Origin of the sequence: Brevundimonas sp. (genome assembly GCF_027487935.1) — a bacterium.
Classification (GTDB): Bacteria; Pseudomonadota; Alphaproteobacteria; order Caulobacterales; family Caulobacteraceae; genus Brevundimonas.
In genome coordinates, this window is sequence record NZ_JAIYCP010000002.1 from 11975 (window position 1) to 38951 (window position 26977).

At 68.7% G+C, this 26977-nt stretch carries 26 protein-coding genes; 25 read left to right on the forward strand and 1 reads right to left on the reverse strand.

Features of this window, described 5'->3' with window-relative positions; genetic code table 11:
* Positions 1-21: 21 nt before the first annotated feature.
* From Q0053_RS00290 to Q0053_RS00350, 13 genes are all read left to right on the forward strand, one after another.
* Complete coding sequence (locus Q0053_RS00290) at positions 22-1182, forward strand: DUF3667 domain-containing protein (RefSeq protein ID WP_298094398.1); 1161 nt, start codon at positions 22-24, stop codon at positions 1180-1182.
* A 43-nt stretch (positions 1183-1225) separates the two neighbouring features.
* Positions 1226-2122, forward strand: a complete 897-nt coding sequence (locus Q0053_RS00295; protein ID WP_298094400.1) for a tetratricopeptide repeat protein — start codon at positions 1226-1228, stop codon at positions 2120-2122.
* A gap of 41 nt (positions 2123-2163) precedes the next feature.
* Positions 2164-3483, forward strand: coding sequence for a tRNA lysidine(34) synthetase TilS (gene tilS / locus Q0053_RS00300; RefSeq protein WP_367276668.1), 1320 nt, complete (start codon positions 2164-2166; stop codon positions 3481-3483).
* A 39-nt stretch (positions 3484-3522) separates the two neighbouring features.
* Complete coding sequence (gene ftsH, locus Q0053_RS00305) at positions 3523-5457, forward strand: ATP-dependent zinc metalloprotease FtsH (protein WP_298094406.1); 1935 nt, start codon at positions 3523-3525, stop codon at positions 5455-5457.
* 119 nt (positions 5458-5576) lie between these two features.
* Positions 5577-6797, forward strand: coding sequence for an acyltransferase family protein (locus Q0053_RS00310; protein WP_298094409.1), 1221 nt, complete (start codon positions 5577-5579; stop codon positions 6795-6797).
* Between the two features lie 58 nt (positions 6798-6855).
* Entirely contained in the window at positions 6856-7500 is a 645-nt protein-coding gene (locus tag Q0053_RS00315) for a hypothetical protein (protein ID WP_298094412.1), read from the forward strand.
* A 6-nt stretch (positions 7501-7506) separates the two neighbouring features.
* Complete coding sequence (locus Q0053_RS00320) at positions 7507-7809, forward strand: transcriptional regulator (protein WP_298094415.1); 303 nt, start codon at positions 7507-7509, stop codon at positions 7807-7809.
* Positions 7809-8615, forward strand: coding sequence for a dihydropteroate synthase (gene folP, locus Q0053_RS00325; protein WP_298094418.1), 807 nt, complete (start codon positions 7809-7811; stop codon positions 8613-8615). Before Q0053_RS00320 ends, folP begins: the two co-directional genes overlap by 1 nt.
* Positions 8616-8654: 39 nt before the next feature.
* A complete protein-coding gene (locus Q0053_RS00330) occupies positions 8655-8993 on the forward strand; it encodes a multidrug efflux SMR transporter (protein WP_298094420.1) in 339 nt (112 codons plus the stop codon).
* Positions 8993-9799, forward strand: coding sequence for a bifunctional hydroxymethylpyrimidine kinase/phosphomethylpyrimidine kinase (thiD, locus tag Q0053_RS00335; protein ID WP_298094423.1), 807 nt, complete (start codon positions 8993-8995; stop codon positions 9797-9799). The genes Q0053_RS00330 and thiD overlap by 1 nt, the downstream gene beginning before the upstream one ends.
* Complete coding sequence (locus Q0053_RS00340; protein WP_298094426.1) at positions 9796-10368, forward strand: nucleotidyltransferase family protein; 573 nt, start codon at positions 9796-9798, stop codon at positions 10366-10368. The genes thiD and Q0053_RS00340 overlap by 4 nt, the downstream gene beginning before the upstream one ends.
* Positions 10365-10940, forward strand: a complete 576-nt coding sequence (locus Q0053_RS00345; RefSeq protein WP_298094429.1) for a hypothetical protein — start codon at positions 10365-10367, stop codon at positions 10938-10940. Before Q0053_RS00340 ends, Q0053_RS00345 begins: the two co-directional genes overlap by 4 nt.
* Entirely contained in the window at positions 10937-11746 is an 810-nt protein-coding gene (locus Q0053_RS00350) for a PhzF family phenazine biosynthesis protein (RefSeq protein ID WP_298094432.1), read from the forward strand. Before Q0053_RS00345 ends, Q0053_RS00350 begins: the two co-directional genes overlap by 4 nt.
* Positions 11747-11811: 65 nt before the next feature.
* Here the strand turns inward: Q0053_RS00350 and Q0053_RS00355 are convergent, their stop codons facing one another.
* Complete coding sequence (locus tag Q0053_RS00355) at positions 11812-12216, reverse strand: hypothetical protein (RefSeq protein WP_298094434.1); 405 nt, start codon at positions 12214-12216, stop codon at positions 11812-11814.
* Positions 12217-12475: 259 nt separating this feature from the next.
* On the opposite strand from Q0053_RS00355, the gene Q0053_RS00360 reads away from it, so the two are divergent.
* The 12 genes from Q0053_RS00360 to Q0053_RS00415 all read left to right on the forward strand — a co-directional run bounded on the left by Q0053_RS00360 (position 12476) and on the right by Q0053_RS00415 (position 26930).
* Positions 12476-12772: a hypothetical protein gene (locus Q0053_RS00360; protein WP_298094435.1), complete on the forward strand. Its 297-nt coding sequence runs from the start codon at positions 12476-12478 to the stop codon at positions 12770-12772.
* On the forward strand, positions 12773-13453 hold the full coding sequence (locus tag Q0053_RS00365) for a response regulator transcription factor (protein WP_298094437.1): 681 nt from the start codon (positions 12773-12775) through the stop codon (positions 13451-13453). It begins immediately after the preceding gene.
* Complete coding sequence (locus Q0053_RS00370) at positions 13450-14898, forward strand: ATP-binding protein (protein WP_298094440.1); 1449 nt, start codon at positions 13450-13452, stop codon at positions 14896-14898. The genes Q0053_RS00365 and Q0053_RS00370 overlap by 4 nt, the downstream gene beginning before the upstream one ends.
* Before the next feature lie 81 nt (positions 14899-14979).
* A complete protein-coding gene (locus Q0053_RS00375; RefSeq protein ID WP_298094442.1) occupies positions 14980-16341 on the forward strand; it encodes a hypothetical protein in 1362 nt (453 codons plus the stop codon).
* Positions 16338-17168: a c-type cytochrome biogenesis protein CcmI gene (gene ccmI / locus Q0053_RS00380; RefSeq protein WP_298094444.1), complete on the forward strand. Its 831-nt coding sequence runs from the start codon at positions 16338-16340 to the stop codon at positions 17166-17168. The genes Q0053_RS00375 and ccmI overlap by 4 nt, the downstream gene beginning before the upstream one ends.
* A complete protein-coding gene (ccmE, locus tag Q0053_RS00385) occupies positions 17165-17650 on the forward strand; it encodes a cytochrome c maturation protein CcmE (protein ID WP_298094447.1) in 486 nt (161 codons plus the stop codon). Before ccmI ends, ccmE begins: the two co-directional genes overlap by 4 nt.
* Positions 17647-19629 carry a heme lyase CcmF/NrfE family subunit gene (locus Q0053_RS00390; RefSeq protein WP_298094450.1) on the forward strand — a complete coding sequence of 661 codons (1983 nt, stop codon included), beginning with the start codon at positions 17647-17649 and terminating at the stop codon, positions 19627-19629. The genes ccmE and Q0053_RS00390 overlap by 4 nt, the downstream gene beginning before the upstream one ends.
* Positions 19626-20129 (forward strand): cytochrome c-type biogenesis protein, encoded by a 504-nt coding sequence (locus tag Q0053_RS00395; RefSeq protein ID WP_298094454.1) that lies wholly within the window; start codon positions 19626-19628, stop codon positions 20127-20129. The genes Q0053_RS00390 and Q0053_RS00395 overlap by 4 nt, the downstream gene beginning before the upstream one ends.
* A 178-nt stretch (positions 20130-20307) precedes the next feature.
* On the forward strand, positions 20308-21870 hold the full coding sequence (locus Q0053_RS00400) for a trypsin-like peptidase domain-containing protein (RefSeq protein WP_298094457.1): 1563 nt from the start codon (positions 20308-20310) through the stop codon (positions 21868-21870).
* A gap of 87 nt (positions 21871-21957) precedes the next feature.
* The gene (locus tag Q0053_RS00405) at positions 21958-22629 is read left to right on the forward strand and encodes a response regulator transcription factor (protein ID WP_298094467.1); all 672 of its coding nucleotides are present in this window, start codon (positions 21958-21960) and stop codon (positions 22627-22629) included.
* Between the two features lie 9 nt (positions 22630-22638).
* Positions 22639-24045 (forward strand): HAMP domain-containing sensor histidine kinase, encoded by a 1407-nt coding sequence (locus tag Q0053_RS00410; protein ID WP_298094469.1) that lies wholly within the window; start codon positions 22639-22641, stop codon positions 24043-24045.
* Positions 24042-26930: a bifunctional [glutamine synthetase] adenylyltransferase/[glutamine synthetase]-adenylyl-L-tyrosine phosphorylase gene (locus Q0053_RS00415; RefSeq protein WP_298094472.1), complete on the forward strand. Its 2889-nt coding sequence runs from the start codon at positions 24042-24044 to the stop codon at positions 26928-26930. Before Q0053_RS00410 ends, Q0053_RS00415 begins: the two co-directional genes overlap by 4 nt.
* Positions 26931-26977 lie beyond the last annotated feature (47 nt).

Sequence of the window (26977 nt, forward strand, 5' to 3'; positions counted from 1 at the left end):
CGCAGCAAATCGGGGGCGGCAATGGACAGTATGGAGGCGGCCGGCGGTCTGATCACCGGCGGACTGATCGCGAAACTGCTGTCACGGCGGGAAAGCCGTCGCAACGCGGCAGCCGGGAATCACCCCGGGGTCTGCAGCGACTGCGGCGCGCCGGTCTCGGGGAAATACTGCTCGGAGTGCGGCCAGCCGACCCATGTGCACCGCTCCCTGCTCCATCTCGGCGAGGAGGTGCTGCACGGCGTCATGCATTTCGACGCCCGCATCTGGCGCACCCTTCCGCTGCTGGCATTCAATCCGGGACGACTGACCCGGGAATGGGTTCAGGGCAAACGCACCCGGTACGTCTCGCCGCTGGCGATCTTCCTGTTCACCGTCTTCCTGATGTTCTTCGTCTTCAGCTTCTTCGGCGGAGCCCTGATGAAGAACCCGCCCATCGCCGAGCGGATCGCGGCTGCCGAGATCGAACTGACCGAGGACCGCCGGGATGCAGACGCCGCGCTGAGCGCGCTCTATGCGGTCCAACGGGCTGCCGCAGCCCCCGGCGCATCTTCGCAGACGGCCGCGGCGCTCGAAGAGGCACAGGCGAGGTTTGACAAGGCCGCCAACGACCTGGCCGTATCCGCCGAAAGCACGAGACGGCTCAAGGCTGCCGCGTCAGCCGGTCCCCGGGCCGACGGTTTCGAGCCAGGCAGCGTCAAGGCCGAGCTGGCGGATGTCGCGAAGAGCGATCGGCTGGAGGTCAACGTCGGCAACAGCAAGTTCGAGGAGAAGCTGCGCCACAAGCTCGCCAACCCCGACCTGCTCTTCTACAAATTACAGCAGACGATCTACAAATTCGCCTTCCTGCTCGTGCCCCTGTCCATTCCCTTCGTCGGCCTGCTGTTCCTTTGGAAGCGGGGATTCACCTGGTACGACCACGGCGTTTTCGTCCTTTATTCGCTGACCGCCATGGCCATCCTGTTCATGGCGATGACCTTGCTGTCTGCAGGCCCCGTCTGGCTTCAGATCGGATCGGGTTTCCTGATGCTGGCCATCCCGATTCATATGTTCGCCCAGCTGAAGGGTGCTTATGGGCTGTCATGGTTCTCGGCAACCTGGCGGACCATTGCCTTGCTGAATCTGAGCGCCTTCGTTCTGATCATCTTCTTCCTCCTGATCCTGTTCCTGGGCTTCGGGGGCTGACTACGCCTTGCGGACGCCGCAAATCGGTGGGACGAAAACAACCATGCTGAAGTTTCCCGCCGCCCTCCGTTCGCGAAACGCCCTGGTCTCGGTCCTGGGCATCGTCCTGATCGCGGGCACGACCACGGTCGTGGCCCAGACCACGCCGCTTGAGCCGGTGCAGTGGGACAAGCGGCGGCTTGAACAGCTGGACCGCAATGTCCGCCGGCTCGAACGCGCCGTGACCCAGCGCAACGCCGCCGGTGATCCTGTGATTATCGAGCCGGATCCCGAGGTCGTCGCCCTTCAGGGTCGGGTGGGTCTGATGGACCGCCGGCTGGCCGACATGGAGGCGACCGTCCAGCGCGTAAACGGCGACATCGAGCGGCTGACCTTCCAGCTGGATGAGGCCGGGCGCGACAACACCGCCCTGGCCAATCGTTTGCGTGACGCCGAGGGCCGTCTGCGTGTCATCGAGGCCGCGGCGGCGCGCGAGGCCGAGCTAAACTCCCCCATTCCCACCACCTCGCCGACCGGTGACGCGGTGCGCGACCTGACCGCGGCCGCCCGCCTCGCGGCCACCGACCCCCAGCGGGGCGAGCGGGCCCTCCAGACCGTCATCCTCGCCTGGCCGGATACGCCGCAGGCGCGGGAGGCCTCCAGCCGTCTGGGCGACCTGCGCGTCGCGGCCGGCGATCCGGCCGGTGCCGTGTCGGCCTATGCCACGGCCCTGCAAGGCTGGCCGACGGCCCCCTGGGCCCCCTCGACGACCCTCGAACTGGCCAATGCCCTGAATGCGACGGATCGCAAGACCCAGGCCTGTACCGCCCTGACCGAGTTCACCCGCCGCTACGCCGAGACTTCGAGCCCCGCAGTGCGAACCCGGGCCACCGAGGCCCGCAACCGTATCGGCTGCCCGGCCGCTGCGCCCGCCGCACCGCCGGCCCGGAGAGGGGGCTGACCCCAGACCCCGCCGACTGGATCGGGTCCGCGCGGGCCATCCTGTCCGCGCGGCTCCGGACTCACACCGACCAGCCGCTCGCCCTGGCCCTGTCCGGAGGCGGCGACTCGATGGCCTTGCTGCACCTTGCTGCCGACTGGGCCCGCGCCAACGGCCGCCGCCTGTTGGCCCTGACCGTCGACCATGGTCTGAACCCCGACAGCCCCGACTGGACGGCCGTCGCCGAGCGCGCCGCCCATGCGGCCGGGGCCGACTGGCGCGGACTACCTTGGACCGGCCCGAAGCCCGCGACCGGCCTGCCGGCCGCGGCCCGCACCGCCCGCCACCGCCTGATCGCAGAGGCGGCACGGGAGGCGGGCGCTCGGGTCGTGCTGTTCGGCCATACCGCCACCGACATCGCCGAGGGCGAGCTGATGCGGGACCGGGGATCGACCCTCGGCCGGCTGCGCGAATGGTCACCCTCTCCGGCCTGGCCCGAGGGGCGGGGCCTGATGCTGCTGCGTCCGATGCTGGACGCGGGGCGGGAAGACGTACGGCAATGGCTGGCAGGGCAGGGGGCCACCTGGCTCGATGATCCGGGCAATGATGACCCGAGGTTTGCGAGAAGCCGGGCCCGGCAGGCTCTAACCCTTCTCCCGATGGGAGAAGGTGGCCCGGAGGGCCGGATGAGGGTCGACTGGATGAGCGGCGAAGCCGCCCCCGGACAGTCGCCCCTCACCCTTTCGCGCAAGGACGACCGCTTCGCGCCTGTGCGCTCAAGCCCTCTCCCGATGGGAGAGGGATCAATCAGGATCGACCGGCTTGTCGACGCTCCCACCCTCGCCGCCGCCCTCGTCTGTGCTGGCGGAGGCGACCGGCTCCCGCGCGGCGACCGGCTCGCCACCATCCTCGCCCGCCTGCACTCCAGCGAGGCCTTCACCGCCACCCTTTGCGGGACCCGGGTCGAAGCCAGCGGCGAACACGTCCTCGTGACCCGGGAATCCGGCGAGTTCCTCCGACGACCGCGCCCGCCCCTCGCTCTGTCCCCTGGCGTCGAGACGGTCTGGGACGGCCGTTGGGCCATCACGGTCGGGTCGTTCGGATGGTCCGTTGCCCCCGCGGCCGGGCGCATGGCGAGCCTTTCGGACGCCGACCGGGCTGTGCTGAGGGCCTTGCCGCCTGCGGCACGCGGTTCCCTGCCTGTGCTGATCCGGAACGATGCGACTGCGCCGGTTCTTGCAGGGACGGCGGGCAGGGCGACGTCGCTGGTCGAGGAGAGACTGGCGCTGGCGCTGGACCGAATGACGCACGAACGGGACCTTGGTGGCACCATCCATGGCGCATTGCCGCGGAACCACCTATTTTCCGAAGCAGATCACTGACGACCGGGCGCTGCGGCGCACCGAGGGAATGATACGAGAATGAACCTGCGCAATCTGGCCATCTGGGGCGTCATTATCCTCGGTGCCATGGCCTTCTATGTCGCCGCCAGCCGCCCGGGCGGCCTCACCGCGCCGCCCGGTGCCAAGGAGGCCGCTGCGGCGCGCCCCGTGGTGATGAGCTATTCGGACCTGCTCAAGGCCCGCGATGACGGCAATATCGTCAGCGTCGAGGTGCGCGGCGAGGCCGTGAAGGCGACCCTTCGCGACGGCAAGGTCGTGACGGTCACGACAACCCTGCCCAACTCCGCCCTGATCGACAGCATCCAGGCCAAGGGTGCCGAGGTCGACGTCAAGACCACGCGCCAGTCGCTGTGGGTCAGCGCCCTGATCGGCCTGCTGCCCTTCATCCTGATCATCGGCCTGTGGATCCTGATCATGCGCCAGATGCAGGGCGGTGCGCGCGGGGCCATGGGCTTCGGCAAGTCCAAGGCCAAGCTGCTGACCGAGCACAAGGGTCGCAAGATGTTCGAGGACGTCGCCGGTGTGGACGAGGCCAAGGAAGAACTTCAGGAGGTTGTCGACTTCCTCAAGGACCCGGGCAAATTCCAGCGGCTGGGCGGCAAGATTCCCAAGGGGGCCTTGCTGGTTGGCCCTCCCGGGACCGGCAAGACCCTGCTGGCTCGCGCCGTCGCGGGCGAGGCGGGCGTGCCCTTCTTCTCCATTTCGGGCTCTGACTTCGTCGAGATGTTCGTGGGCGTGGGTGCCAGCCGCGTGCGCGACATGTTCGAACAGGCCAAGAAGAATGCCCCCTGCATCATCTTCATCGACGAGATCGACGCGGTCGGCCGCCATCGTGGTGCCGGCCTCGGCGGCGGCAATGACGAGCGCGAGCAGACGCTGAACCAGCTTCTGGTCGAGATGGACGGGTTTGAGGCCAATGAGGGCATCATCCTGATTGCCGCCACCAACCGCCCGGACGTGCTGGACCCGGCCCTGCTGCGTCCCGGCCGCTTCGACCGTCAGGTCGTGGTGCCCAATCCCGATGTGAACGGTCGCGAGAAGATCCTGCGCGTGCACATGAAGGACGTGCCCCTGGCCGCCGATGTCAACACCAAGACCATCGCGCGCGGCACCCCCGGCTTCTCGGGTGCCGATCTGGCCAATCTGGTCAATGAGGCGGCCCTGATGGCGGCTCGCAAGGACCGGCGCATGGTCACCCACCGCGACTTCGAAGACGCCAAGGACAAGGTCATGATGGGAGCCGAGCGCAAATCCATGGCCATGAACGAGGAGGAGCGCCGCCTGACGGCCTATCACGAGGGCGGCCACGCCATCGTGGCCATGAACGTCAAGATGGCCGATCCGGTGCACAAGGCGACCATCGTCCCGCGGGGCCAGGCCCTCGGCATGGTCATGCAACTGCCGGAAGGCGACCGCTATTCGATGAAATACCAGCAGATGGTCGATCGTATCGCCATCATGGCGGGCGGCCGCGTGGCCGAGGAGCTGATCTTCGGCAAGGAGAACATCACCTCGGGTGCCAGCTCCGACATCCAGCAGGCCTCGAAACTGGCCCGCCGCATGGTCACCCAGTGGGGCTTCTCGGACGTCCTCGGGACGGTGGCCTATGGCGAGAATGAGCAGGAGGTCTTCCTCGGCCACTCGGTCGCACGCAGCCAGAACGTCTCGGAGGAAACGGCCCGGATCATCGATTCCGAGGTCAAGCGTCTGGTCACCGAGGGCTGGGACGAGGCCCGCCAGATCCTGACCGACAAGGCCGCCGATCTCGAGACCCTGGCCCAGGCCCTGCTGGAGTATGAAACCCTCTCCGGCCAGGAGATCAGGGACCTGCTCGAGAAGGGCGTGGCCCCGAACCGCGACGAGAGCAATTTCCCCAATGTCGGCCCATCGGTTTCCGTGCCGATCACCCCGGTAGCGGACGCGGCTCCGGCCGAGGCCCAGACCGTCCACTGACCGGCTGAACGACAGGGCCCGCCGTCGGAAATCGCCGGCGGCGGGTTCTTTCTGATGAACCTGTTTGCATTATAAACAAGTCTGTGAGATACGGCTTCCATCAAGAGGGGAGTCCTTCCATGTCTTCAAGCGAAACCCGCCCGACCGAACGCCTGCACGGCCTTGACGCCCTGCGCGGTACCGCCCTGCTGCTGGGGGTCATCCTCCACGCCGCCATGTCCTATTTCCCGGTCACGATCTGGATCGTGCCGGATACCGACAACTCGCCGGTCGCCGCCGTGATCTTCTTCGCCATCCACCTCTTCCGGATGACGAGCTTCTTCCTCATCGCGGGCCTGTTCGCCCATATGATGCTCGACCGGCGCGGCACCGGCGGCTTCATCCGGGACCGCGCGACCCGCATCGCCGGCCCGCTGGCGGCCTTCTGGTTCCCGATCCTCGCAGCCCTCATTGCGGGGCTGATCTGGATGGCCGCGATCCGCAACGGCGGGTCCATTCCCACCGGCGGACCGCCCCCGCCGCCGCTGACGCTCGAGACCTTCCCCCTGACCCATCTGTGGTTCCTGTGGGTGCTGCTGATCCTCTATGTCGCCATGCTGGTCCTGCGCGCGCCCTTTGCGATGGCCGACCGGGACGGCCGCTGGGGCCGGTTCGTTGACCGTGTCACCGGAGCCCTGATCGGCCCCTGGACCCCGGCCCTGATGGCCGCGCCGCTGGCCGTCGCCTTCTGGCTGGCCCCGAACTGGACGCCCTTCTTCGGCATTCCGACGCCTGACACGGGGCTGGTGCCCAACCCGGTCGCCCTGACCGCCTTCGGCACAGCCTTCGGCCTCGGCTTCCTGCTGGACCGTCGCCGCGACCTGCTGGTCCGGATCGAGCGGCTCTGGCCGGTGTTCACGGTCGTGGCCCTGGGGGTCGGGACCGGGGCCCTGGTCCTGGCCGGTGGCCCGGTCCCGGAGCTGGTGCCCGTAACCGATCCGGAGCTGAAGGCCCCGCTGGCGGCGGTGATGGCCCTGGCCGTCTTCGCCTCGACCCTGGCGGTCCTGTCCCTGGCCCTGCGCTTCGCCTCAGGCTACAGCGCCGTCGCCCGCTACCTCGCCGACTCCTCCTACTGGGTCTACATCGTCCATCTGCCGCTGGTCATGGTCGGACAGATCCTGGTCGTGAACGAGACCTGGCCCTGGTTCGTGAAGTTCGGCGTGGTCGTCGGCGGCACCATGGCGATCAGCCTGCTGACCTATGAGCTGCTGATCCGCCACACCTTCATGGGTGGCTGGCTGAACGGGCGTCGCATCCCCCGAGGTCGCCGGCCGGACCCGGTTCTGTCGCCCGCCGAATAGCTTGCCAACACACGCCGGCTCGTCCACCCCAAGGGCGAGCCGGCCCCGGAGAATCGTCATGCCCGCCAAGCCCCGCCCGAACTCCCCCGAGGACGACCTCGCCTTCATGCGCGCGATCGTTGAGAGCGGCGGACGCCCGCCGATGACCATGGCCGTCTGCTATCTGGCGGGCGGGCTGCTTTACGGGCTGCAGTGCCTGTTCCATGTGGGTCAGGTCGCGGGTCTTGTCCGCTGGTCCGGTTTCGCCAGCCTGACCTTTGTCACCCTCATCAGCGTGACCTTCCTGGTGATCCTGATCTGGGCCATCCTGAAGGACCGCAAGGACGGCGTCGGCCATCGCGGGCCCGCGGCGGCCCGCACGCTCAAGGCGGCCTTCAGCGCCACGGGCATGGCCAATGGGGCCGTCATCATCATCTTCGGCGTCGGGGCCATGCGGGACAACGACTTCGCCATCTGGCTCTACTATACGGCCATCGTCTTCGCGCTGCAGGCTGCCGCCTGGTATGTGGCCTGGACGCTGAAGCGAAAGGCCTGGATGCTGGCCACGGCCCTCGGTGGCTGGGCGACGGCCGTGGCGCTGGGCCTGCTGGTGCGCGAGCCCATGTGGTATCTGGCTGTCTGCACCACCGCCCTGTTCCTGCTGTTCGCCCTGCCGGGATGGGTGATGTTCCGCGACGCCCGCGCCGTGCGCACTGCGGACTGAGTCAGGATGGGTCTCGCCGATCTCGGACGTATCGACGAGGTCATCCACGGCCGCCTGCGGCTGGGGATCATGGTGTATCTTGCCGACTCCGACGTGGCCGACTTCACCGAACTGAAGACCGTACTCGAGGCCACCCAGGGCAATCTGTCGGTCCATCTGAAGAAGCTGGAGGAGGCGGGCTTCGTCGCCATCGCCAAGAGCTTCAAGGACAACAAGCCCCTGACCCGGGTGTCGATCACCCCCGCCGGCCGCAAGGCCTTCGGGGCCTATCTCGACGCCATCGGCAGCCTGATCGGCGGCAAGGACTGATGCCCCGTCCGCAGGTCATGGGCATCGTCAATGTCACGCCCGACAGCTTCTCGGACGGCGGCCGGCTGGCCTCGGTCGAGGCGGCGGTGGCGCACGGTCTCGCGCTGGTCGAACAGGGCGCGGACATCCTCGACATCGGCGGCGAGAGCACCCGACCGGGGGCCGAACCGGTCGTTGAAGCCGAGGAGATCGCCCGCACCATTCCGGTCATCGAGGGCCTGCGCGCCGCCCACTGGGCCGGGCTGATCAGCATCGACACCATGAAGCCCGCCGTGGCCCGCGCCGCCGTCGCGGCCGGGGCGACCATGTGGAACGATGTGACGGCCCTCGGCTTCGCGCCGGACAGTCCGGCAACCGCCGCCGAACTGGGCTGCGATGTGGCGCTGATGCATATGCGCGGCGAGCCGCAATCCATGCAGGCCGACCCCCGCTATGACGACGTCGTCGCCGAGGTCTGCGCCGAACTGACAGCCCGGGCCGAAGCGGCCATGGCGGCGGGGGTGGCGCGCGAGCGGATCTGGCTCGATCCCGGCATTGGCTTCGGCAAGACCCTGGCCCACAATCTGGCCCTGATCTCGCATCTGGATCAGCTGGTCGATCTCGGCTTCCCGGTCCTCTTCGGGGCCAGCCGCAAGCGGATGATCGCCGGGGTTGACCCGACCGCCATTGATCCGGGCGACCGCATCGGCGGGTCGATCGCCCTGGCCCTGGCCGCCGCCGGTCACGGGGCCCGCATGATCCGCGTCCATGACGTGCGCGAGACCGTTCAGGCGTTACGGCTTCTGGCCGCGCTTTTCCCTGACTAAACGCTTGCCCGGAGACCCGGCCTGTTCCATCTCAACCCCATGAGTGGAACCTGGATCAATCCCTGGCTCGCCCTTCTGATCGCGGGTGCGCTGGAGGTCGTCTGGGCCTCCGGCTTCAAATACGTCGGCACCCAACGCCCGCTGATCTCGGTGGGCGTAGCGATCACCATGGCCGCGAGCTTCTATTTCCTGTGGGTTGCGACCCAGAAACTGCCGATCGGAACCGCCTACGCCATCTGGACCGGCATCGGTGCCGTCGGCGCGGCAACGGTCGGCATCCTTGTCTTCGGTGAGCCGGCGACCGCCCTGCGGATCGTCTGTATCGTCCTGATCGTGGCCGGGATCGTCGGGTTGAAACTCTTTTCAGGCGCGCATTGATGACGGGGGTTTCGACCGGCCGGGTCCTGATCATCGCCGGGTCTGACTCCGGCGGCGGAGCCGGGATCCAGGCCGACATCAAGGCCGTGACCCTGCTCGGCGGATACGCCGCCACGGCCATCACGGCGATCACCGTCCAGAACACCCTGGGTGTCCACGGTGTGCACGCCCTGCCGCTGGACCTGATCGAGGCCCAGGCGCGGGCCGTTCTCGACGACATCGGCGCGGATGCCATCAAGACCGGCATGCTGGGCTCCATCGCCGTGGTCGAACGGGTGGCGGCCATCCTCGACGCATCCGGGGCTCCGGCGGTGATCGATCCGGTCATGATCGCCAAGGGCGGAGCGGCCCTGCTCGCGGATGACGCCGTGGCCGCGGTGCGCACGCTGATGGTCCCCCGCGCAGCCCTGCTGACCCCCAATGCGCCCGAGGCCGAGGCCCTGACAGGGATCGTCGTCGCCGACCTCGACGGCCAGCGCCGCGCCGGCGAGGCCCTGCTGGCCATGGGCGCGCGGGCGGTGCTGATGAAGGGCGGCCACGTGCCGGGGGCCACCGTCGTGGACCTGCTTATGACCCCGTCCGGCGAGACCCTGCTGGAAGGCGAACGGTTCGACACCCGCAACACCCACGGCACAGGCTGCACCCTGGCCAGCGCCTGCGCGGCGGGGCTGGCGAAAGGACTTCCGCTCGAGGCCGCCGTGGCCGAAGCCTGGGCCTATGTCGCCGAGGCCATCCGCCGGGCCCCGGGACTGGGCGGCGGGCATGGCCCGCTGGATCACGGCTGGCCGGTGCGAGACCGCAAATGACCGATCTCAATGCCCGCCTCGCCGGGATCGTCCGCGCCGACCCCGGCCTGATGCACGTCCTGACCACGGTGCGCGGCCTTGGCCTCAATGACTGGCGGGTCTTTTCCGGTGCCGTCTATCAGAGCGTCTGGAACGCCGTGACCGACCGGCCGGTCGGCTATGGTCGCAAGGACTATGACCTCGGCTATTTCGACCCGGACACGAGCTGGGATGCCGAGGACCTGGTCATCAAACGCGTCGCCGCCGCCCTTGACGAACCGTTCCGGTCCGAGGTCGAGGTGCGTAACCAGGCCCGCGTGCACCTCTGGTTCCCCGACCGGTTCGGCGAACCCTATGAGGCCCTGACCGGCACGGATGAGGCGCTGGCCCGGTTCGTGGCCCCGGCCTTCGCGGTCGGGGTGCGGCTGGAGCGGGACGACACCATAAGCATCGCCGCCCCGTTCGGACTGGAGGATGTCTTCTCCCTGACCCTCCGTCCCAACCCGGACCGACCCCGTGCGAAGGGCTGGGACAAGGCTGTCGAGAGTGCTCAGGCGCGGTGGCCGGAACTGAAGGTGCTGACTTCATGATTACCGTCTTGATGGCCACTATTGTCCTTATCCAGGCGACTCCAGCCTGCCCGCAGGCCGACAGCGACATGATGGCTCTGTCGCTGCATGATTTTGATCAGACGGACGCCGGATGGCGGTCTCTGGACCGAGAGGGGTGTGAAGCGGGTGTGGCCGACGTCATCGCCCGTTTTCGCGCCGAGCATGCCGAGGCCATGGCCGATGGAAGCGGAGATGCGCTGATCTGGCACGAGGGCCAGCTTCGGGCCGCCGCCGGGCAGACGGAGGCGGCGATCACGCTCCTGCTTCATGGGCGCGATGCCGAATCCGACGCTACGCAGCCCTATGTCGACGCGACCGTGGCCTTTCTTCGCCGGGATCGTCCGGCACTGCTAGCTGCGCGCGAGCGACTGATGGCCCTGCCGGTTCCGCCTCGGTTTCAGAGCGCCGTCGATCGCTTCAAGGCTACCTATCCGGACTTGCCCGCGCCCACCTGGCCGTTGAATCTCGACAAGGTCGATGGTTTTATCGCCTGCTTCGACCGGCCTTATAGCGAGGCCTATGTCTGCGACGCCGAGGGCAATACCCAATGAAACAATGGACCGTCGACGCCTTTGCCGCCGCCCCGTTCAAGGGCAACCCCGCCTGCGTGGTCGAGCCCTTCGACCAGTGGCCCTCCGACGACTGGATGCAGGCGCTGGCGAAGGAGAACAATCAGGCGGAGACCGCCTTCCTGCTGCGCACCGCCGATCCGGCCCGATTCGGCCTGCGCTGGTTCACGCCGGGGATGGAGGTCGATCTGTGCGGCCACGCCACCCTGGCCTCGGCCCATGTCCTGCTGGCGGAACTCGGACTGGAGGCCGGGGCCCTGACCTTCGACACCCGTTCAGGTCCACTGATCGTCAGCCGGGCGGGCGAGGGCTATGAGATGGACTTTCCCGCCGATCCGCCGCGCCGGACGACGGTGCCGGAGGGGCTGGCCGAGGCCCTTGGCGTCACCCCGGTCGAGGTCCGGGCCGGGCGTTATCTGGTCGCCGTGCTGGCCGATGCGGCGGCGGTCCGGACGATCACCCCGAACATCCGCGCCCTTGCCTCAATCCGGGGCGAGGCGGGTGAGACCGGTCAGGTGATCGTCTGCGCCCTGGCCGATGCGACGGACGATGTCGATGTCGTCGACCGCTTCTTCGCGCCGGGCTGCGGGGTCGATGAGGATCCGGCGACCGGTTCGGCCCACTGCATTCTCGGTCCCCTGTATGCCGACACCCTGGGCCGGGCGACGGTCCGGTTCCGCCAGGTCTTCCCAGGGCGGGGCGGCGACATCGAGACCGAAACCCGCGGCGACCGTGTGCTGCTGCGCGGACAGGCCGTCACCGTGATCGAGAGCCGGTTGCGGCTCTGAAACGAGAAGGGGGCGCAACCCTTGCGGATCGCGCCCCCCGGACCTCCGGAGAGGAAGGTCAGACCCTACCAGCGACGGTCGTCGCGGTCGCGGCGTTCTTCACGCACCTGAAACGACAGACGGTCATAGCGTCGGTCGAGTTCGGCGCGTTCGCGGTAGGAAAGGCCGCCGCGCATGTAGCTGCGCTCCAGATAGACCAGGGCGTCCAGATCAAAACGCAGCCGCGTCGCTTCCCGCCGGCTGAGCGAGCCATTGCGTTCGCCCCGGTCGATGCGGCGATCCAGCTGGTATTTGCGCTGGAAGATGTTCTGCCAGCCGTCGCCGCGATCATTGTACCAGCGGCCGCCCCGGTCCTCTTCGTAACGACCACCGCGGTCGTCATGATGGCGCGGGCCATAGGACTGGGCCATGGCGGGGACCGCGACGGACGCCGCAGCCAGGGCGAGGGCGGGGATGAGAAACTTCTTCATCATCGGACTTCTCCTTGAGCGTTCCACGCGGACCGGGGTGGCCGGCGTTGAGGTGAGAAGACCATTCCCCGGCTGAGCCCGACCTGAACGGTGCGTGTCAGCTTCCATTCATCGGCATGAATTCGCCGCCACATCCTCCCGGAATTGCCGGGAAGACAAATCCTCGCCGTGCGCGCAAGGAGGGGCGGCGCAAGACGTGAAATATGTCTACACTCGCCGTTCAGCCGTCGTTCAGAGCCAGGGTCCTAGACCGCTTTTCATGATCCATCCGTCCACCCTGCTGCTCGCCGTCCTGATCGCCGCCGCGCCCCTGTCGCAGGCGACTGCGCAGGATCGTGGCCCTCGCGGCGACCGTGCGGATCGTCAACAGCAGGATGAGCAGCCCAGGGTCAGCGTCGGGGAGGCGGTCCAGCGCGCTTCCTCGGGCCGCCCGGGCCGTTTTCTGGGGGCCAGCAATCGCGGTGACACCATCGTCGTTCGCTGGGAATATCCCGGTGGCCGCGTCGCCGACATCATCGTGGACGCCCGCACCGGCCGGGTTGTGGGAGAACGCTGAATGCGAGTCTTGCTTGTCGAGGACGATGTTGACCTGTCGCGCCAGCTGAAACTGGCCCTGGGCGACGCCGGCTATGCCGTGGACCATGCTGCGGACGGCGAGGAGGCCCATTTCCTCGGCGACACCGAACCCTATGACGTGGTGGTGCTGGATCTCGGCCTGCCGAGGATCGACGGCGTTTCGGTGCTGGAGCGCTGGCGGCGCGACGGCAAGACCACGCCCGTGCTGATCCTGACCGCGCGCGGGGCCTGGTCCGACAAGGTGTCGGGCTTTGACGCCGGGGCCGACGACTATCTGACCAAGCCCTTCCACACCGAGGAACTGCTGGCCCGTCTGCGGGCCCTGCTGCGACGGTCCGCCGGCATCGCCTCGGCGACCCTGTCCTGTGGCGGCCTGCGCCTCGATCCGAGGGCGGCCCGTGCCACGGTCAACGGCGAGCCCCTGCGGCTGACCTCGCTGGAGTACCGGCTGCTGCACTATGTGATGATGCACCAGGGCCGGGTGATCAGTCGCACCGAACTGGTCGAACATCTTTACGATCAGGATTTCGACCGCGATTCCAACACGATCGAGGTCTTCGTCGGTCGGCTGCGCAAGAAGATCGGGGCGGACCGTATCGAGACCGTGCGCGGACTGGGCTATCGCCTGACGCCGCTGGCCGGGGAGTCCGACGCGGCGTGACCGAAGGGGCGGGGGACGTATCGGCTCCGGCCGAACACCGGTCCTGGGCCCGCTGGTTCGGGAGACCGGACCGCAGCCTGACCCGACGACTGATCTGGCTGGCCTCGGCATGGATCATTCTGGCGCTTGTGCTGACCGGCTGGGCCTTGACCCGCCAATACCAGGAATCGGCACTGCGCCGGCTCGGCAATGAGCTGTCCGACACCCTCGACGAGGTGGTGATCGCAACCAATGCCGGACCGGACGGCATCGTCGTGGCCGAAATCAGGGACGCCCGGACGGAGCGGGCCTTGTCCGGGAAGTACTGGGCCGTGGCCGAGCTGGACGGCGAGGGCGGGGTTCGGGTCATCGCCGGCTCGCCCTCCCTGGCCGGCGAGCAACTGGCCGTCCCGCGAGGGCTGCCGGACCGGCTCAGGGCCGCGACCGGCTCCACGATCAGCTTCAATGATCCCGGCTTCCTCAGACCGCCGCTGCGACAGCCGCTGCGCGTCGCCGCCAGCCTGAAATCGCTGCCCGGCCGTCGCGAGCCGCTCGTGTTCATGGCGGCGATCGACCGGACCAATATCGAGAACGACACCCGCCAGTTCGCGACCTTTACCTGGACCTCGCTGCTGATCCTCGGACTCGGCCTGGTCATCGCCGTCTTCCTGCAGGTGCAGATCGGCCTGCGTCCGCTGTTCAGCCTGCGGAACGAGATCGCCGACGTCCGCAAGGGCAAGGCCGCCCGGATCGTCCACAGCTATCCCATGGAAATCCAGCCGTTGGCCGAACAGGTCAACCGGCTGCTCGACCACAATCAGGAGACGGTCGAGCGCCAGCGCACCCACGTCGGCAATCTGGCCCATGCGCTGAAGACACCGCTCTCGGTCATGCTGGCCGAAGCCGGCACGCAGACGGGGATCCTGCCCGACATGGTCCGCAAACAGACCGAGGTTATGAAGGCCCAGGTCGATCACCACCTGCGCCGCGCCCGCGCCGCTGCCCGGGCCCAGCTGCTGGGTGAACGTACGCCCATCGCCGGGGTGCTGGACGAGATGGCCGTCATGCTGGAGCGGGTGTTCGAGGAGAAGTCCGTCGAGATCGACTGGCGTGCGCCGGATGAGCTCAGCTTCCGGGGTGAACGTCAGGACCTGCAGGAGATCCTCGGCAATCTGATGGAAAACGCCTGCAAATGGGCAAGACGGCGCGTTCGCATCAACGCCGGTCCGACGGGCCTCGGCCAGATGCAGGTTGTGGTCGAGGACGATGGGCCCGGCCTGCCCGCCGACCTGCGCGACGCGGCTCTGGAGCGGGGGGCCCGCCTGGACGAAACCACGCCGGGCTCCGGCCTTGGCCTTTCCATCGTGGTCGAGCTGACGCGCGCCTATGGCGGCAGTATCACCCTTGCCGACAGCGATCTCGGCGGTCTGAAGGTGCTGCTGGAGCTGCCCGCAGCCGAGGCCTGATTTCATCCGTCGGGAGAGTTATTGTTAATCTCACCCGCCTTAACTTCGCTCTGCCGGCAAGAGTCCGGCCGGGGATTTGTCATGGCCGGGCTTTCCAGCGCCCATCGTATCGCCCTCACTGCCCTGCTGGCCCGGTGTCCCGACGTCGCGCTCAGGGCCGTGTCCGTTGCCGTGGCCTCGACGGCCGGCAGCCGGGCGGCGGAAATGCGAGCCCTGGTCGGCGAGGAGATTCGGAACCGCGAGCGATGCGAGAAGGCCCTGAAGCCGCTGGTTCCGATGTTCCGCGCGCGCGCGGACGGCATCGTCGCCACGACCTTTCCATCCCATATCCTGCCGCGTCTCTGGCGCGCCGCAAGCGCGCGCGCGCCTGACCTTCTCCGCCATCTGGACGGCGATGAGCCCGCGTCCCGGTCGGCGGCGGATCGTCTCTGCCAGGCCGCGGCCAGCGCCATACGTGACCAGCCTGAGTTGATCTGGCCGCCCGGGGGCGATGAGGTCGCCCGTCAGAAAGGTCTCGAAGACCTGACGGCCTGCCTCGATCTGGCCCATCTCGCGCGGCGCGGCCTGCCGTCTCTTGAAATCTGGCTCAGGCGCCCCGACGGCGACCAGATCGCGGAGCTGCGCCTCCTGTTCAAGGACTGCGCCGGCGCGCGCATCGACGGCGCGCCCCGCGTGCTGGAGATGCTGTTCGCACATCTGCCGGACGCCGTGCTGATCCTTCGGATCGTCACCCTGACCTCACTGGTCGCCGGTCGCGACGGCTTCCTCAGCGAGTCTGAGATGTCCGGCTTCGTTGATCGACTGATCGGCGGCGTCGATCTCCGTGCGGGCAGGATAAAGGCGTTCAAGCCCGGCTCCGATCTGGCCCGGGTCGATTCGGTGATCGCCGATTTCAACTGGTGCGCCGGCGTGCTCGGTGAACTGGATGTGACCCTGTCCTTCGACCCCCGAAGCGCCTGGGGCAAGTCGGTGCGGGACGCGCGCGCCACCATTGCCGGACGCATGTCGAGTCTGCTCCGTGAAGCGGACAAGGCGGTGACCCGTGCCTTGCCGATGGAGCGGGTGCAGTTCGGCGGGCGTATGGCCCGCGAGATGCCCCGTCTGTCTGCACCGGTCGAGGGCCCTGCCGTCGAGGCCGCCCTGAGCCTGCTGAGCCTGGTCGGATCCGCGTGCGGACCGGCCTCGGTCTTCGGCTGCGAGGGTGACCGCAAGACCCTGGTTGTCGCCCTTGGAGACCGGCTGCTGGACTATGCCGACCAGGCGCTGCGGATGATCCACGAAGGCCCGGTCGAGGACGAGACCCACGCCTTCGGACTCATCGAACTGGCCGCGCTTTGCCTCGATCGTATCGAGGCCGAAGAGGCCGCCCATACGGTGCGGCGTCGGGCCGCGGTCGCAAGGGTGCCAGTAAAGGAACCCGGGGCCTCGTCGCAGGCCGCGTGATCGGCTACACGGCCGGGATGACGGCATTCTGGATCATGGCGGCGCTGATGACGGCCCTGGCCGGTCTGTGCACGCTCGCCGGCGCGCGGCGCGGCGCTGACGGCGAGGAGACCGTTTCCGCCGAGGCCGAACTGGCTGAACTGGATCGACTGAAGGCGCGTGGACTGCTTGACGAAGCCGCATGGACGGCGGCCCGGGCCGAGTCCGGTCGACGGATCCTCGTTTCCGACCGGGTAACCGCGCCCGTCCGGGCTGGAACCCGGGACCGGTTGATGGTGCTCGGCGGACTGGCCTGCACCGCCGCTGCCGCCCTGGTCCTCTATGTCCTGGTCGGCACGCCCGGCCTGCCGGACCAGGCCTATGAGCGACGTGTCGACCAGTGGACCACCGAACTGGAGACGCTTCAGCCTCCGCAGGTCGCGGCCGTCGCGGCCCGGGTAGTGAAAGATCGGCCGAACGATCATGAGGCCCTGGCCATGCTGGGCGCGGCGCGCTTCCAGGCGGGCGACCCGATCGGCGCGGCCTCGGCCTTCCGCCGGGCCCTGGCGCTGAAACCTGACGACGCCCAAAGCTGGGCGCGGCTCGGTGAGAGTCTGACCCGTGCCAACGACGGTGTGGTCGGCGGCGACGCGGAAGCCGCCTTCGCCCAGGCCCTGCGTCGGGACCCGGGTCAGCTGGGCGCGCGCTATTTCCTCGGCGAGGCGGCGCTGGCCCGCAATGAGGTGGACAGGGTCCGGGCCATGTGGGGGCCGTTGATCGCAGCGCTCGACCCGGCCGATCCGCGCCGGCTGGATCTGCAACGTCGAATGCCGGGAGCCCCGGAATGAACTGGCTGCCCAAATCGCCCAAGGCACGCCGCCGCCTGTGGGTGGTCGCGGCCGTCGCTCCGGTCCTGGCCCTCGCCGTCGGCCTGTCGCTTTATGCCATGCGGGACAGCGTCACCTTCTTCTTCTCCCCTTCCGAGGCCACGGCCGAGACGGCACCGGTCGGACGGGTCGTTCGTCTGGGGGGGCTGGTCGAGGCCGGCAGCGTGGTCCGCGGCACCAACGGTGAGGTTGCCTTTGCGATTACGGACAATGCCGCCACCACCCGCATCGTCTATCAGGGCGATCTGCCTGACCTGTTCCGTGAGGGGCAGGGTGTGGTGACCCAGGGGGCCTTCCTGCCCGACCGCAGCTTCCGCGCCACCCAGGTGCTGGCCAAACACGATGAGAACTATATGCCGCGCGAGGTCGCTGACCGCCTGAAGGCCAAGGGTGAATGGCGGCCCGGGGGTGAATCGCCCACCGCAGGAGCCGCAGACCTGTGATTGTTGAACTGGGCGCCTTCGCCCTGATCCTCGCCCTGGTGCTCGCTGTGCTGCAGACCGGCATGGCTGCGGCCGGTCGTCTGCGCCGCAGCCCGGTGCTGGCCGGTGCCGCCGAGGGCGCGGCCCTGGCCTGCGCGGGCGTCGTCGCCCTGGCCTTCGCCGCCCTGATCCTGGCCTTTGCGGTCTCGGACTTCTCGGTCGCCAATGTCGCGGCCAACAGCCACACCGACAAGCCGATGCTTTACAAGGTCGCCGCCGCCTGGGGCAGTCATGAGGGCTCGCTGGTCCTTTGGTGTCTGGTGCTGACCGGCTTCGGGGCAGTCCTGGCCCGCGCCCGGGGCCTGCCGTTCGGCCTCAAGGCTTCGGCCGTAGCGACCCAGGGTCTGCTCGGTGTGCTGTTCCTGGCCTTCGCCGTCTTTACCTCCAATCCGTTCGAGCGGCTGGATCCGGCTCCCTTTCAGGGCGGTTCGCTGAACCCCTTGTTGCAGGACCCCGCGCTCGCCTTCCATCCGCCCTTCCTCTACGCGGGCTATGTCGGGTTTTCGGTCTGTTTCTCGCTGGCGGTTGCGGCCCTTATCGAGGGTCGGGCCAATTCCAGCTTCTGGCCCGCCTGGGGGCGCTGGGTGCGGCCCTGGGCCCTGGCCAGCTGGGCCTTTCTGACCGTCGGCATCACCCTGGGTTCCTTCTGGGCCTATTATGAGCTCGGCTGGGGCGGCTGGTGGTTCTGGGACCCGGTCGAGAATGCCAGCTTCCTGCCCTGGCTGGCCGGAGCGGCCCTGCTGCACTCGGCCGTGGTCACCGAGCGGCGCGGAGCCCTCGCGGGCTGGACGACCTTTCTCGCCCTGTTGACCTTCACCTTCTCCATGCTGGGGGCCTTCCTCGTCCGCTCCGGCGTCCTGACCAGTGTCCATGCCTTTGCCGTCGATCCCGAGCGCGGCCTGATGCTGCTGGCCATTCTCGGTGCCACCTCGGGCGTGGCCTTCGCCCTGTTCGCCTGGCGCGCGCCCCAGCTGAAGGGGGGCGGCATGTTCGCCCCGGTCAGCCGCGAGGGTGCGCTGGTGCTGAACAATGTCTTCCTGACCGCGGCCAGTGCCACCGTCCTGCTCGGCACCCTCTATCCGCTGATCCTCGAGGCCGCCAACGGTGCGACCATTTCGGTCGGGCCGCCCTATTTCGCCCTGACCTTCAACCCGCTGATGATCGCAGCCCTGCTGATACTGCCCGCCGGGCCGCTGTTGTCGTGGAAGCGGGGGGATCTGCAGGGCGTCGGCCAGCGGCTGGCGCTGGCGGCGGGGGTCTCCATCCTGATCGCCCTGGCCGGCTGGATGGTCTTCGAGCCGAAGAAGGCCCTGTCCGCCGCCGGTATCGGCCTGGGTGGCTGGCTGATCCTCGGCACCCTCGCCGAGGTGGCCGAGCGGCTGCGCCTGTTCCGCGCGCCCCTGGCGGAGACCCTGCGCCGCGCCCGGGCCCTGCCGCTCGGTGCCTGGGGCACGACCCTGGCCCACGCCGGACTGGGCGTCTTCGTCCTGGGCGCGGTGGTCGAGACCGGTTATCGGGTCGAGGCGGCCCGGGCCCTGGCCCCCGGCCAGACCATCGAGGCCGGCAAATGGGCGGTGACGCTGGACTCCGTCGGCGTGGTCGAGGGGCCGAACTATCTGGCTGAACAGGGAAAACTGACCGTGACCCTGCGCGACGGCAGCGCGCCGAGGACCGTCACGGCCGAGCGTCGCTTCTTCCCGACCGGGGGCCAGACCACCACCGAGGTCGGGCTCGATTTCCGGGGACTGGACGACGTCTATGTGGTGCTGGGCGAGCGCGGGCGAACCGCGGCCGACGAACCGGCCTGGAACGTCCGTGTCTGGTGGAACCCCTGGGCGCGGCTGATCTTCCTCGGCCCGGCGATTATGGCCCTGGCTGGCCTGCTGTCGCTGCTGGACCGGCGGCTGAGGCTGGGCGTGAACCGTAAGGCCGCGGCATGAGGCGCGCCCTGCTGACCGCGTTCGCCCTGGTCCTGATCGCCACACCGGTTGCGGCGCAGGAGCCCCCGCCGACGCCGGACCGGCCGCTGGCGGATGCGACCCAGGAGGCTCGCGCCCAGGCCCTGTTCAACGACATCCGCTGCGTCGTCTGCCAGCATGAGGCCATCGCCGACAGCCCTGCCGGGATCGCGGCCGACATGCGCCGTCTGGTGCGCGAAGAGATCGCAGCCGGGCGCAGCGATCAACAGGTCCGCGATGATCTGGTGCGCCGCTACGGCGACTTCGTCCTGTTCACCCCGCCGCTGCGGGGCGGCACCTGGCTGTTGTGGTTCGGTCCGCTCGCCATCGTGCTGGCGGCGGGGGCGGGCCTGCTGTTCATGGCGCGCCGCCGCCCGGTCGAGACTCCGGCGCTCACGGCCGCCGAAGAGGCCGATCTGGCGCGAATCCTCGCCGATCAGGCGGTTCGCCCCGATACTGACGCAAAGCCGTCTGACCAATAGCCACGAGCCTGATCGTTTGAGGAGGAATCGCTTCGCGGTTCCGACGGGAGCGTGAATCAGGCTCGCAGGAAATGCAGGCCCTTCATCCCGTCGCGGCGTTGATGAAAAGTCCTTCAGCCCTGTATGAAAAGGCCTGACGGGCGTTCGCCGCCCGACGAGAGGATCGCAAGACACGCCTATGATGAAGCGCAAGGAATTCATGCTGGGGGCCATCGCTGGCCTGACCTTCGCCGCCGCAGCGACCGCCGGCGGCGTCATCGACTGGCCCTCGGCCAATGCCGGCCCGGTGGCGGGCTTCACGGGTCGCCTCGCGCCCACCGCCGGCGCCGCCGGCCTCGCCTTCGCCCCGCCGCAGGGCGCCCCCCTCAGCTTCGCCGACATCTTCGCCCAGGTCGCTCCGGCGGTGGTGCAGATCGATGTGAAGACGCGGGTGCCGCGTTCCAGCATGATCCAGATTCCGGGGACGCCGTTTGCGATCCCGAATCCCAACGGCGGAGAGGAGGGCGAGGAAGGCACTGACGACGAGGGCACCACGGCCATGGGAGCCGGCTCCGGCTTCTTCATCGCCGCCAACGGCTTCATCGTCACAAACAATCACGTGGTCGCCGATGCGACCGAGATCATGGTCAAGCTGGCCGACGGTCGTGAGCTGGAGGCGCGAGTCATCGGTCGCGATGAGGCCACCGACCTCGCGGTCATCAAGGTCGAGGGCACGGACTTCCCCTTCGTGACCTTCGAGGAGACCGCCCAGCCGCGCGTGGGCGACTGGGTCATTGCCGTGGGCAATCCGTTCGGGCTCGGTGGGACGGCCACGGCCGGCATCGTGTCGGCCCAGAGCCGTCAGAACCTCGCTGATCCGACCTCCAGCTTCGTCGACTTCCTCCAGATCGATGCCGCCATCAACCGGGGCAACTCCGGTGGCCCGACGTTCGACATCTATGGCCGTGTGATCGGCGTGAACTCGGCCATTATCTCGCCCACGGGTGGATCGGTCGGGATCGGTTTCGCTATTCCCGCCTCTGTCGCCAAACCGGTCACCGATCAACTCATGCGGGGCGTGACGGTCCAGCGAGGCTTCGTCGGTCTGGGCCTCCGAACCTTTGATGCTGATCGTTGGGAGGCCCTCGGCCAGGCCCGTGACTTCAAGGGGGCCTATGTCGAGTCCGTGACGCCGGACGCGCCCGCCGAGCAGGCGGGCGTACAGGAAGGCGATCTTCTGGTTGGCGTGAACGGTCGCCCGGTCGCCAACGGAACCGAGGCGACCCGCGCCGTCGGCTCTGCCCGGCCCGGGGAAACCATCCGTCTCGAGGTCATCCGCGACGGCCGCAGGCGCACGATCAACGTGCGCTCCGGTGTGCGTCCGTCCGAGACAGAGCTTCTGGCTGACCAGGATCAGGGCGGCGGCGAAGGGCCGCGGAATTCGCCCACGGCACCACAGGGACAGGTCCTCGAGGGCGCGACGGTTCGCTCGATCACCCCGGCCCAGCGGTCGCAGTATGGCATTCCCGAGACTGTGACCGGTGTGATCGTAACGAGCGTCGCGCGAGGAACGCCGGCGGCCGAAGCCGGTTTGCAGGCCGGCATTGTCATCAGCCGCGCCGGAAACCGGACGATTGGCAGTGCAGCCGACCTCGCCGCGGCGATTCGGGAGATCAAGGCGGCGGGCCGCCCGAGCATCCTCCTGTTCGTCTCGGCCGGTGGGCAGCGGGGTACGCTCGTGCTCAAATTCGAGACCGAGTGATGCTCCGATCCTGAACAAGCCGTAACTGCCCCCATCGCCGCCGATGCGCTAGCATCGGTGGCGATTTGCATTCGAGGGGCTGATTCCATGCGCATTCTGGTGGTCGAGGACGACGCTGAAGCCGCGACCGCCATGGTCCGGGGACTGACCGAGGCCGGGCACGAGCCGACCCACGCCGTCGACGGTGCCTTCGGCCTGCTGGAGGCGCAGAAGGGCGGCTATGACGTCTATGTCGTCGACCGGATGATGCCCCGCCTCGACGGCATCGGCATGGTCGAGACCCTGCGCAAGGACGGCGACCAGACCCCGGTCCTGTTCCTGTCCGCCCTCGGCGAGGTCGAGGATCGCGTCACGGGGCTCAAGGCCGGCGCGGATGACTATCTGGTCAAACCCTACGCCTTCTCCGAACTGATCGCCCGGGTCGAGGCCCTGTCGCGCCGCCGCGAGACCGGCAGCGTCGCCACCATGCTCAAGGTCGGCGACCTCGAGATGAACCTGATCGCCCGCACCGTGCACCGCACCGGCAAGGAGATCGACCTGCAGCCGCGCGAGTTCCAGCTGCTGGAATTCCTGATGCGTCACGCCGGCCAGTCGGTGACCCGCACCATGCTGCTCGAGAAGGTCTGGGAATATCATTTCGACCCCCAGACCAATGTCATTGACGTCCACATCAGCCGCCTGCGCGCCAAGATCGACAAGGGCTTCGACCACGCCATGCTGCAGACGGTGCGCGGGGCGGGGTATCGGCTGGAGCCGTAGCGCCAGCCAGTGAAACTTCCCTCCCTTCTCCGCCGTACGCCCTTCCGGCTGACGCTTCTGTTCCTCGCCCTGTTCGCGGCGGCAGCCAGCGCCATCCTGGCCTATGTCTATTTCGCCTCGGCCTCCGAGGCCCGGACCAGGGCCGAGCTCGAGGTGCGCGGCGAGATGGAGGTGCTGACCGGCATCTACAGGGAACGCGGCTTCGACGCCCTGAACCGCGCCCTGATCGACCGCACCCTGCGCGACAACGCCTTCCTCTATCTGCTCAAGAACCCTGACGGCAGCCAGATCACCGGCAGCCTGACCGACTTCCCGATCGCGGAGATGGAGGGCAGCCAGGAGTGGATCAGCTTCCCGTTCACGGACACGGACGCCGAAGGCCGGGTCACCCGGCCGCAGGTCCGCGGCGTGCAGGTCCAGCTGGCGGACGACGGCATGCTGTTCGTCGGCCAGTCACTCGGGGACACCGAAGCCTATCTGGCGCGCCTGACCCGGGCCCTCTGGACGGCCATGGGCATCGTCCTGTTGCTCGGTCTGGCGGGCGGGGTGCTGGTCAGCCGAAACATCGAGCACGCCATGGGCCAGCTCGGCAAGGTCGTCACGGCGGTGCAGGAGGGTGACCTCAAGGCCCGGGCGGAGGTCCGCAACTCCGGCGACGAACTGGACGAACTGGGGGCCGGGCTCAATACCATGCTGGACCGGCTGGAAGGGTCGATGTCCTCGATCCGTCACGCCGGCGACGCCATCGCCCACGACCTGCGCTCGCCCCTGACCCGGATGCGGGCCAAGCTGGAGGTGGCGCTGATGGACGCCGAGGCCGGCCGGATCGACGGGATCGACGCGGTCCAGCTGGCCCTCGACGAGGCCGACAATCTGCTCAAGACCTTCAACACCGTCCTCGCCATCGCCCGCCTGCAGGCGGCGGCGGGCCGCACGCCGGATCCGAAGGTGTTCGACGCCGCCGATCTGGCCGCAGACATGGCCGAGCTCTATGAGCCCGCGTCAGAGGAAAAGGGGCTGGAGTTCTCCGCCGAGATCGAGCGCGGGCTGATGATCTCGGGTAACCAGCCCTTCCTCGCCCAGGCCCTGGCCAACATCATCGACAACGCCATCAAATACACCCCGACCGGCGGCGCTGTGATGCTGCGCGCCCGGCGGCGCTCGTCGGGCGAGATCGAATACTCGGTCACCGATACCGGCCCCGGTGTGCCCGAAGGGGATCGTGAGCGGGTCATCGAACGCTTCGTACGCCTCGACAACAGCCGCACCGAGGCCGGCTCGGGCCTCGGCCTGGCGCTGGTCGGGGCGGTGATGGAGGCCCACGGCGGCCGTATCCTGCTGGATGAAGGCCCCGGCGAATACGGCGGCTTCGGCCCCGGCCTGCGGGTGGCGCTGGTCCTGCCGGCCGCCGAATGAGCGGCGCGCTGGGCCCCCGGCTGGCACCCTGTGGGCCGGTCATCGATGCGGTCGCCGCCGCTCGCACCCATGAACGCCTGTCCGAAGCGGCGCGCGAGGACGGCTGGTCGGACGCGCTGCAGGCCGCCTGGCCCGCCCTCGCCCCTGCCTTCGCGGCTTCTCCCTATCTGGCCGGGCTGGCGCGGCGCTGGCCCGAGCGGCTTCGACAGACGATCGAGACCTCGCCGGACGACCGGCTGGCGGCCATCCTGTCGGCGACCGACGCCCTGACCGGCGGTGCCGATGAGGTTCGCGCGCCGCTGCGCCGGCTCAAGGCCGAATTGCATCTCGTGACCGCCCTGTGCGATCTCGGCGGCGTCTGGGCACTGGACGCCGTCACGGACGCGCTCAGCCGTTTCGCCGACGCCTCGACCCGGTCGGCCCTGCGCGCCGTGGCCCACGACCAGCGCGAGCGGGGCAAGCTGATCTCCGCCGCCGACGATCCGCGCGGCCCCATTCCCGGCCTGTTCGGCCTGGCCATGGGCAAGCACGGGGCCTTTGAGCTCAACTACTCCTCCGACATCGACATCAGCCTGTTCTTCGAGCCCGAGGCGCTCGAAAGCGCCCTGGCCGAGGGCGTGGAGCCGCAGAAATTCTGCGATCGCGCCGCCCATGCGCTGGCTGCCCTGATGCAGGAACGGACCGGCGACGGCTATGTCTTCCGCTTCGACCTGCGGCTGCGGCCCGATCCGTCCTCCACCCCGCCCGTGGTCGCCGCCCCCATGGCCCTCGCCTACTATGAAAGCGTCGGCCAGAACTGGGAGCGCGCCGCCTTCATCAAGGCCCGGCCGGTGATCGGCGACCTCGCCGCCGGTGCCGGGTTTGTCACCGCGCTGAGGCCCTTCATCTGGCGGCGCAGTCTCGACTATCCGGCCATCCTCGACATCCAGTCGATCAAGCGCCAGATCCACGTCCACAAGACCGGCGAAGGCATGGACGCCGCGGGGGCCAATCTGAAGCTGGGCCGGGGCGGCATCCGCGAGATCGAATTCTTCGCCCAGACCCAGCAGCTGATCCTCGGCGGCCGTGACCCCGCCCTGCGCAGTCCGCGCACGGTCGATGCCCTCGCTGCCCTGCGCGATGCCGGCCATGTCAGCCCCGAGGTCTGCGCCGACCTGACCGCAGCCTATGCTGCCCTGCGCGGTCTCGAGCACCGGGTGCAGATGCTCGACGACGAACAGACCCATATCCTGCCGGCGGAACCCGCCCGCCGCGCAGCGGTGGCCGCCCTGGCCGGCGAGGGCGATCTCGCGGCCTTCGACCGCGGAATCGAAGCCCTGCTGGTCGGGGTCAACCGCACCTATGGCGAACTGTTCGAGGGCGAGGAGGCCCTGTCCTCCCCCTATGGATCGCTGGTCTTCACCGGCATCGAGAACGATCCCGAGACCCTGGCGACGCTGGAACGCATGGGCTTCACGGAGCCGGGGACGATCGCCGATACGATCCGTAGCTGGCACCACGGACGCATTCCCGCCACCCGCTCGGCCCGGGGCCGGGAGCTCTTCACGCGGCTCGCTCCCCGTCTCCTGACGGCCCTGGCCGACACCGGCGCGGCCGACGCCGCCTTCCGGCGGTTCGCCGTCTTCTTCGCGGGTCTGAACAGTGGGGTGCAGGTCCAGGCCCTGTTCCTGGCCCAGCCGAAACTGTTCGATCTCGTGGTCGGGGTCATGGCCTTCGCCCCCCGACTGGCGCGGACCCTCGGCCGCTATCCGGCGGCGCTGGACAGTATGCTGGACGCCCGGTTCCATACCCGGCTGGGTGCCAACACCGGCCTGTTCGACCAGATGACGGACGAAGCCGCGGCGGCCGCCGATTTTGAGGGGGCCATGAACGCCGTGCGCCGCCTGCATCGTGACCAGATGTTCCGGATCGGTGTCCAGATCCTGACGGGTCGCATCGGGCCTGAGCAGGCCGGTCGGGCGCACACGGCCCTGGCCGATGCCGTGATCGAGGCCCTCGCCCCGGCCGCCATGACCGAGGCGGCGCGCCAGGGCGGCACCCTGCGCGACGGCGTGGTCGCAGTGGTCGCCCTCGGCAAGGCGGGCTCGCGCGAGATGACTGCGAGCTCGGACCTCGACCTGATGACGGTCTATGACGCGCCGCCCGAGGCGGTGTCCGAGGGCAAGGGCTGGGCGGCGGGCGTCTTCTATTCCCGCTTCACCCAGCGGCTGATCGCGGCCCTTTCGGCCTATACGGCCGAAGGGGGGCTCTATGAGGTCGACATGCGGCTGCGGCCCGGCGCGGCCAAGGGGCCGGTGTCGCTTCGGCTGTCGGCGGTCGAGGACTATTATGCGACCGAGGCGGACACCTGGGAGTTCATGGCCCTGACTCGCGCGCGCGTGGTCTGGACCAATGATCCGGCCTTCGGTGCCTGCACATCCGCCGCACTGGAGGCCATCCTGCGTCGGCCCCGGCCGGGCGTCGATGTCGCTGCCGACGCCCGCCGGATGCGCGATCTGATGGCCCGCGAGCGGCCCGGGCAGGGGGCATGGGACCTCAAGCTCGCCCCCGGCGGTCAGGTCGATGCCGAGTTCGTTGCCCAGGTGCATCAGCTGAAGGCCGCCGCCGGGGGAGGCCGGCTGACCGTCTCCACCCTCGAGGCGCTCGCGGCGGAACCTGCGCTGGCCGGGGCCTGGCAGCTGCAGCAGGCGCTGGGTCAGGTCTTCAGCGCCGCCTTCGATGACAGACCGGACCCGGAGCAGGAACCCGAGGGCTTCCGCCACCGTCTCGCCGAGGCTGCGGGCCTGCCCGATTTTGAGGCGCTGAAAGCCCGGCTGGCCGAGGTGCGCACGGCCGCCCGCACGGTCTTCGACACCGTCCTGCCGCCGCCGCGCGACGGAGACTGACGCCATCTTCGTTAGACTTCCCGGACTGGGGACTGACACCGCCATTT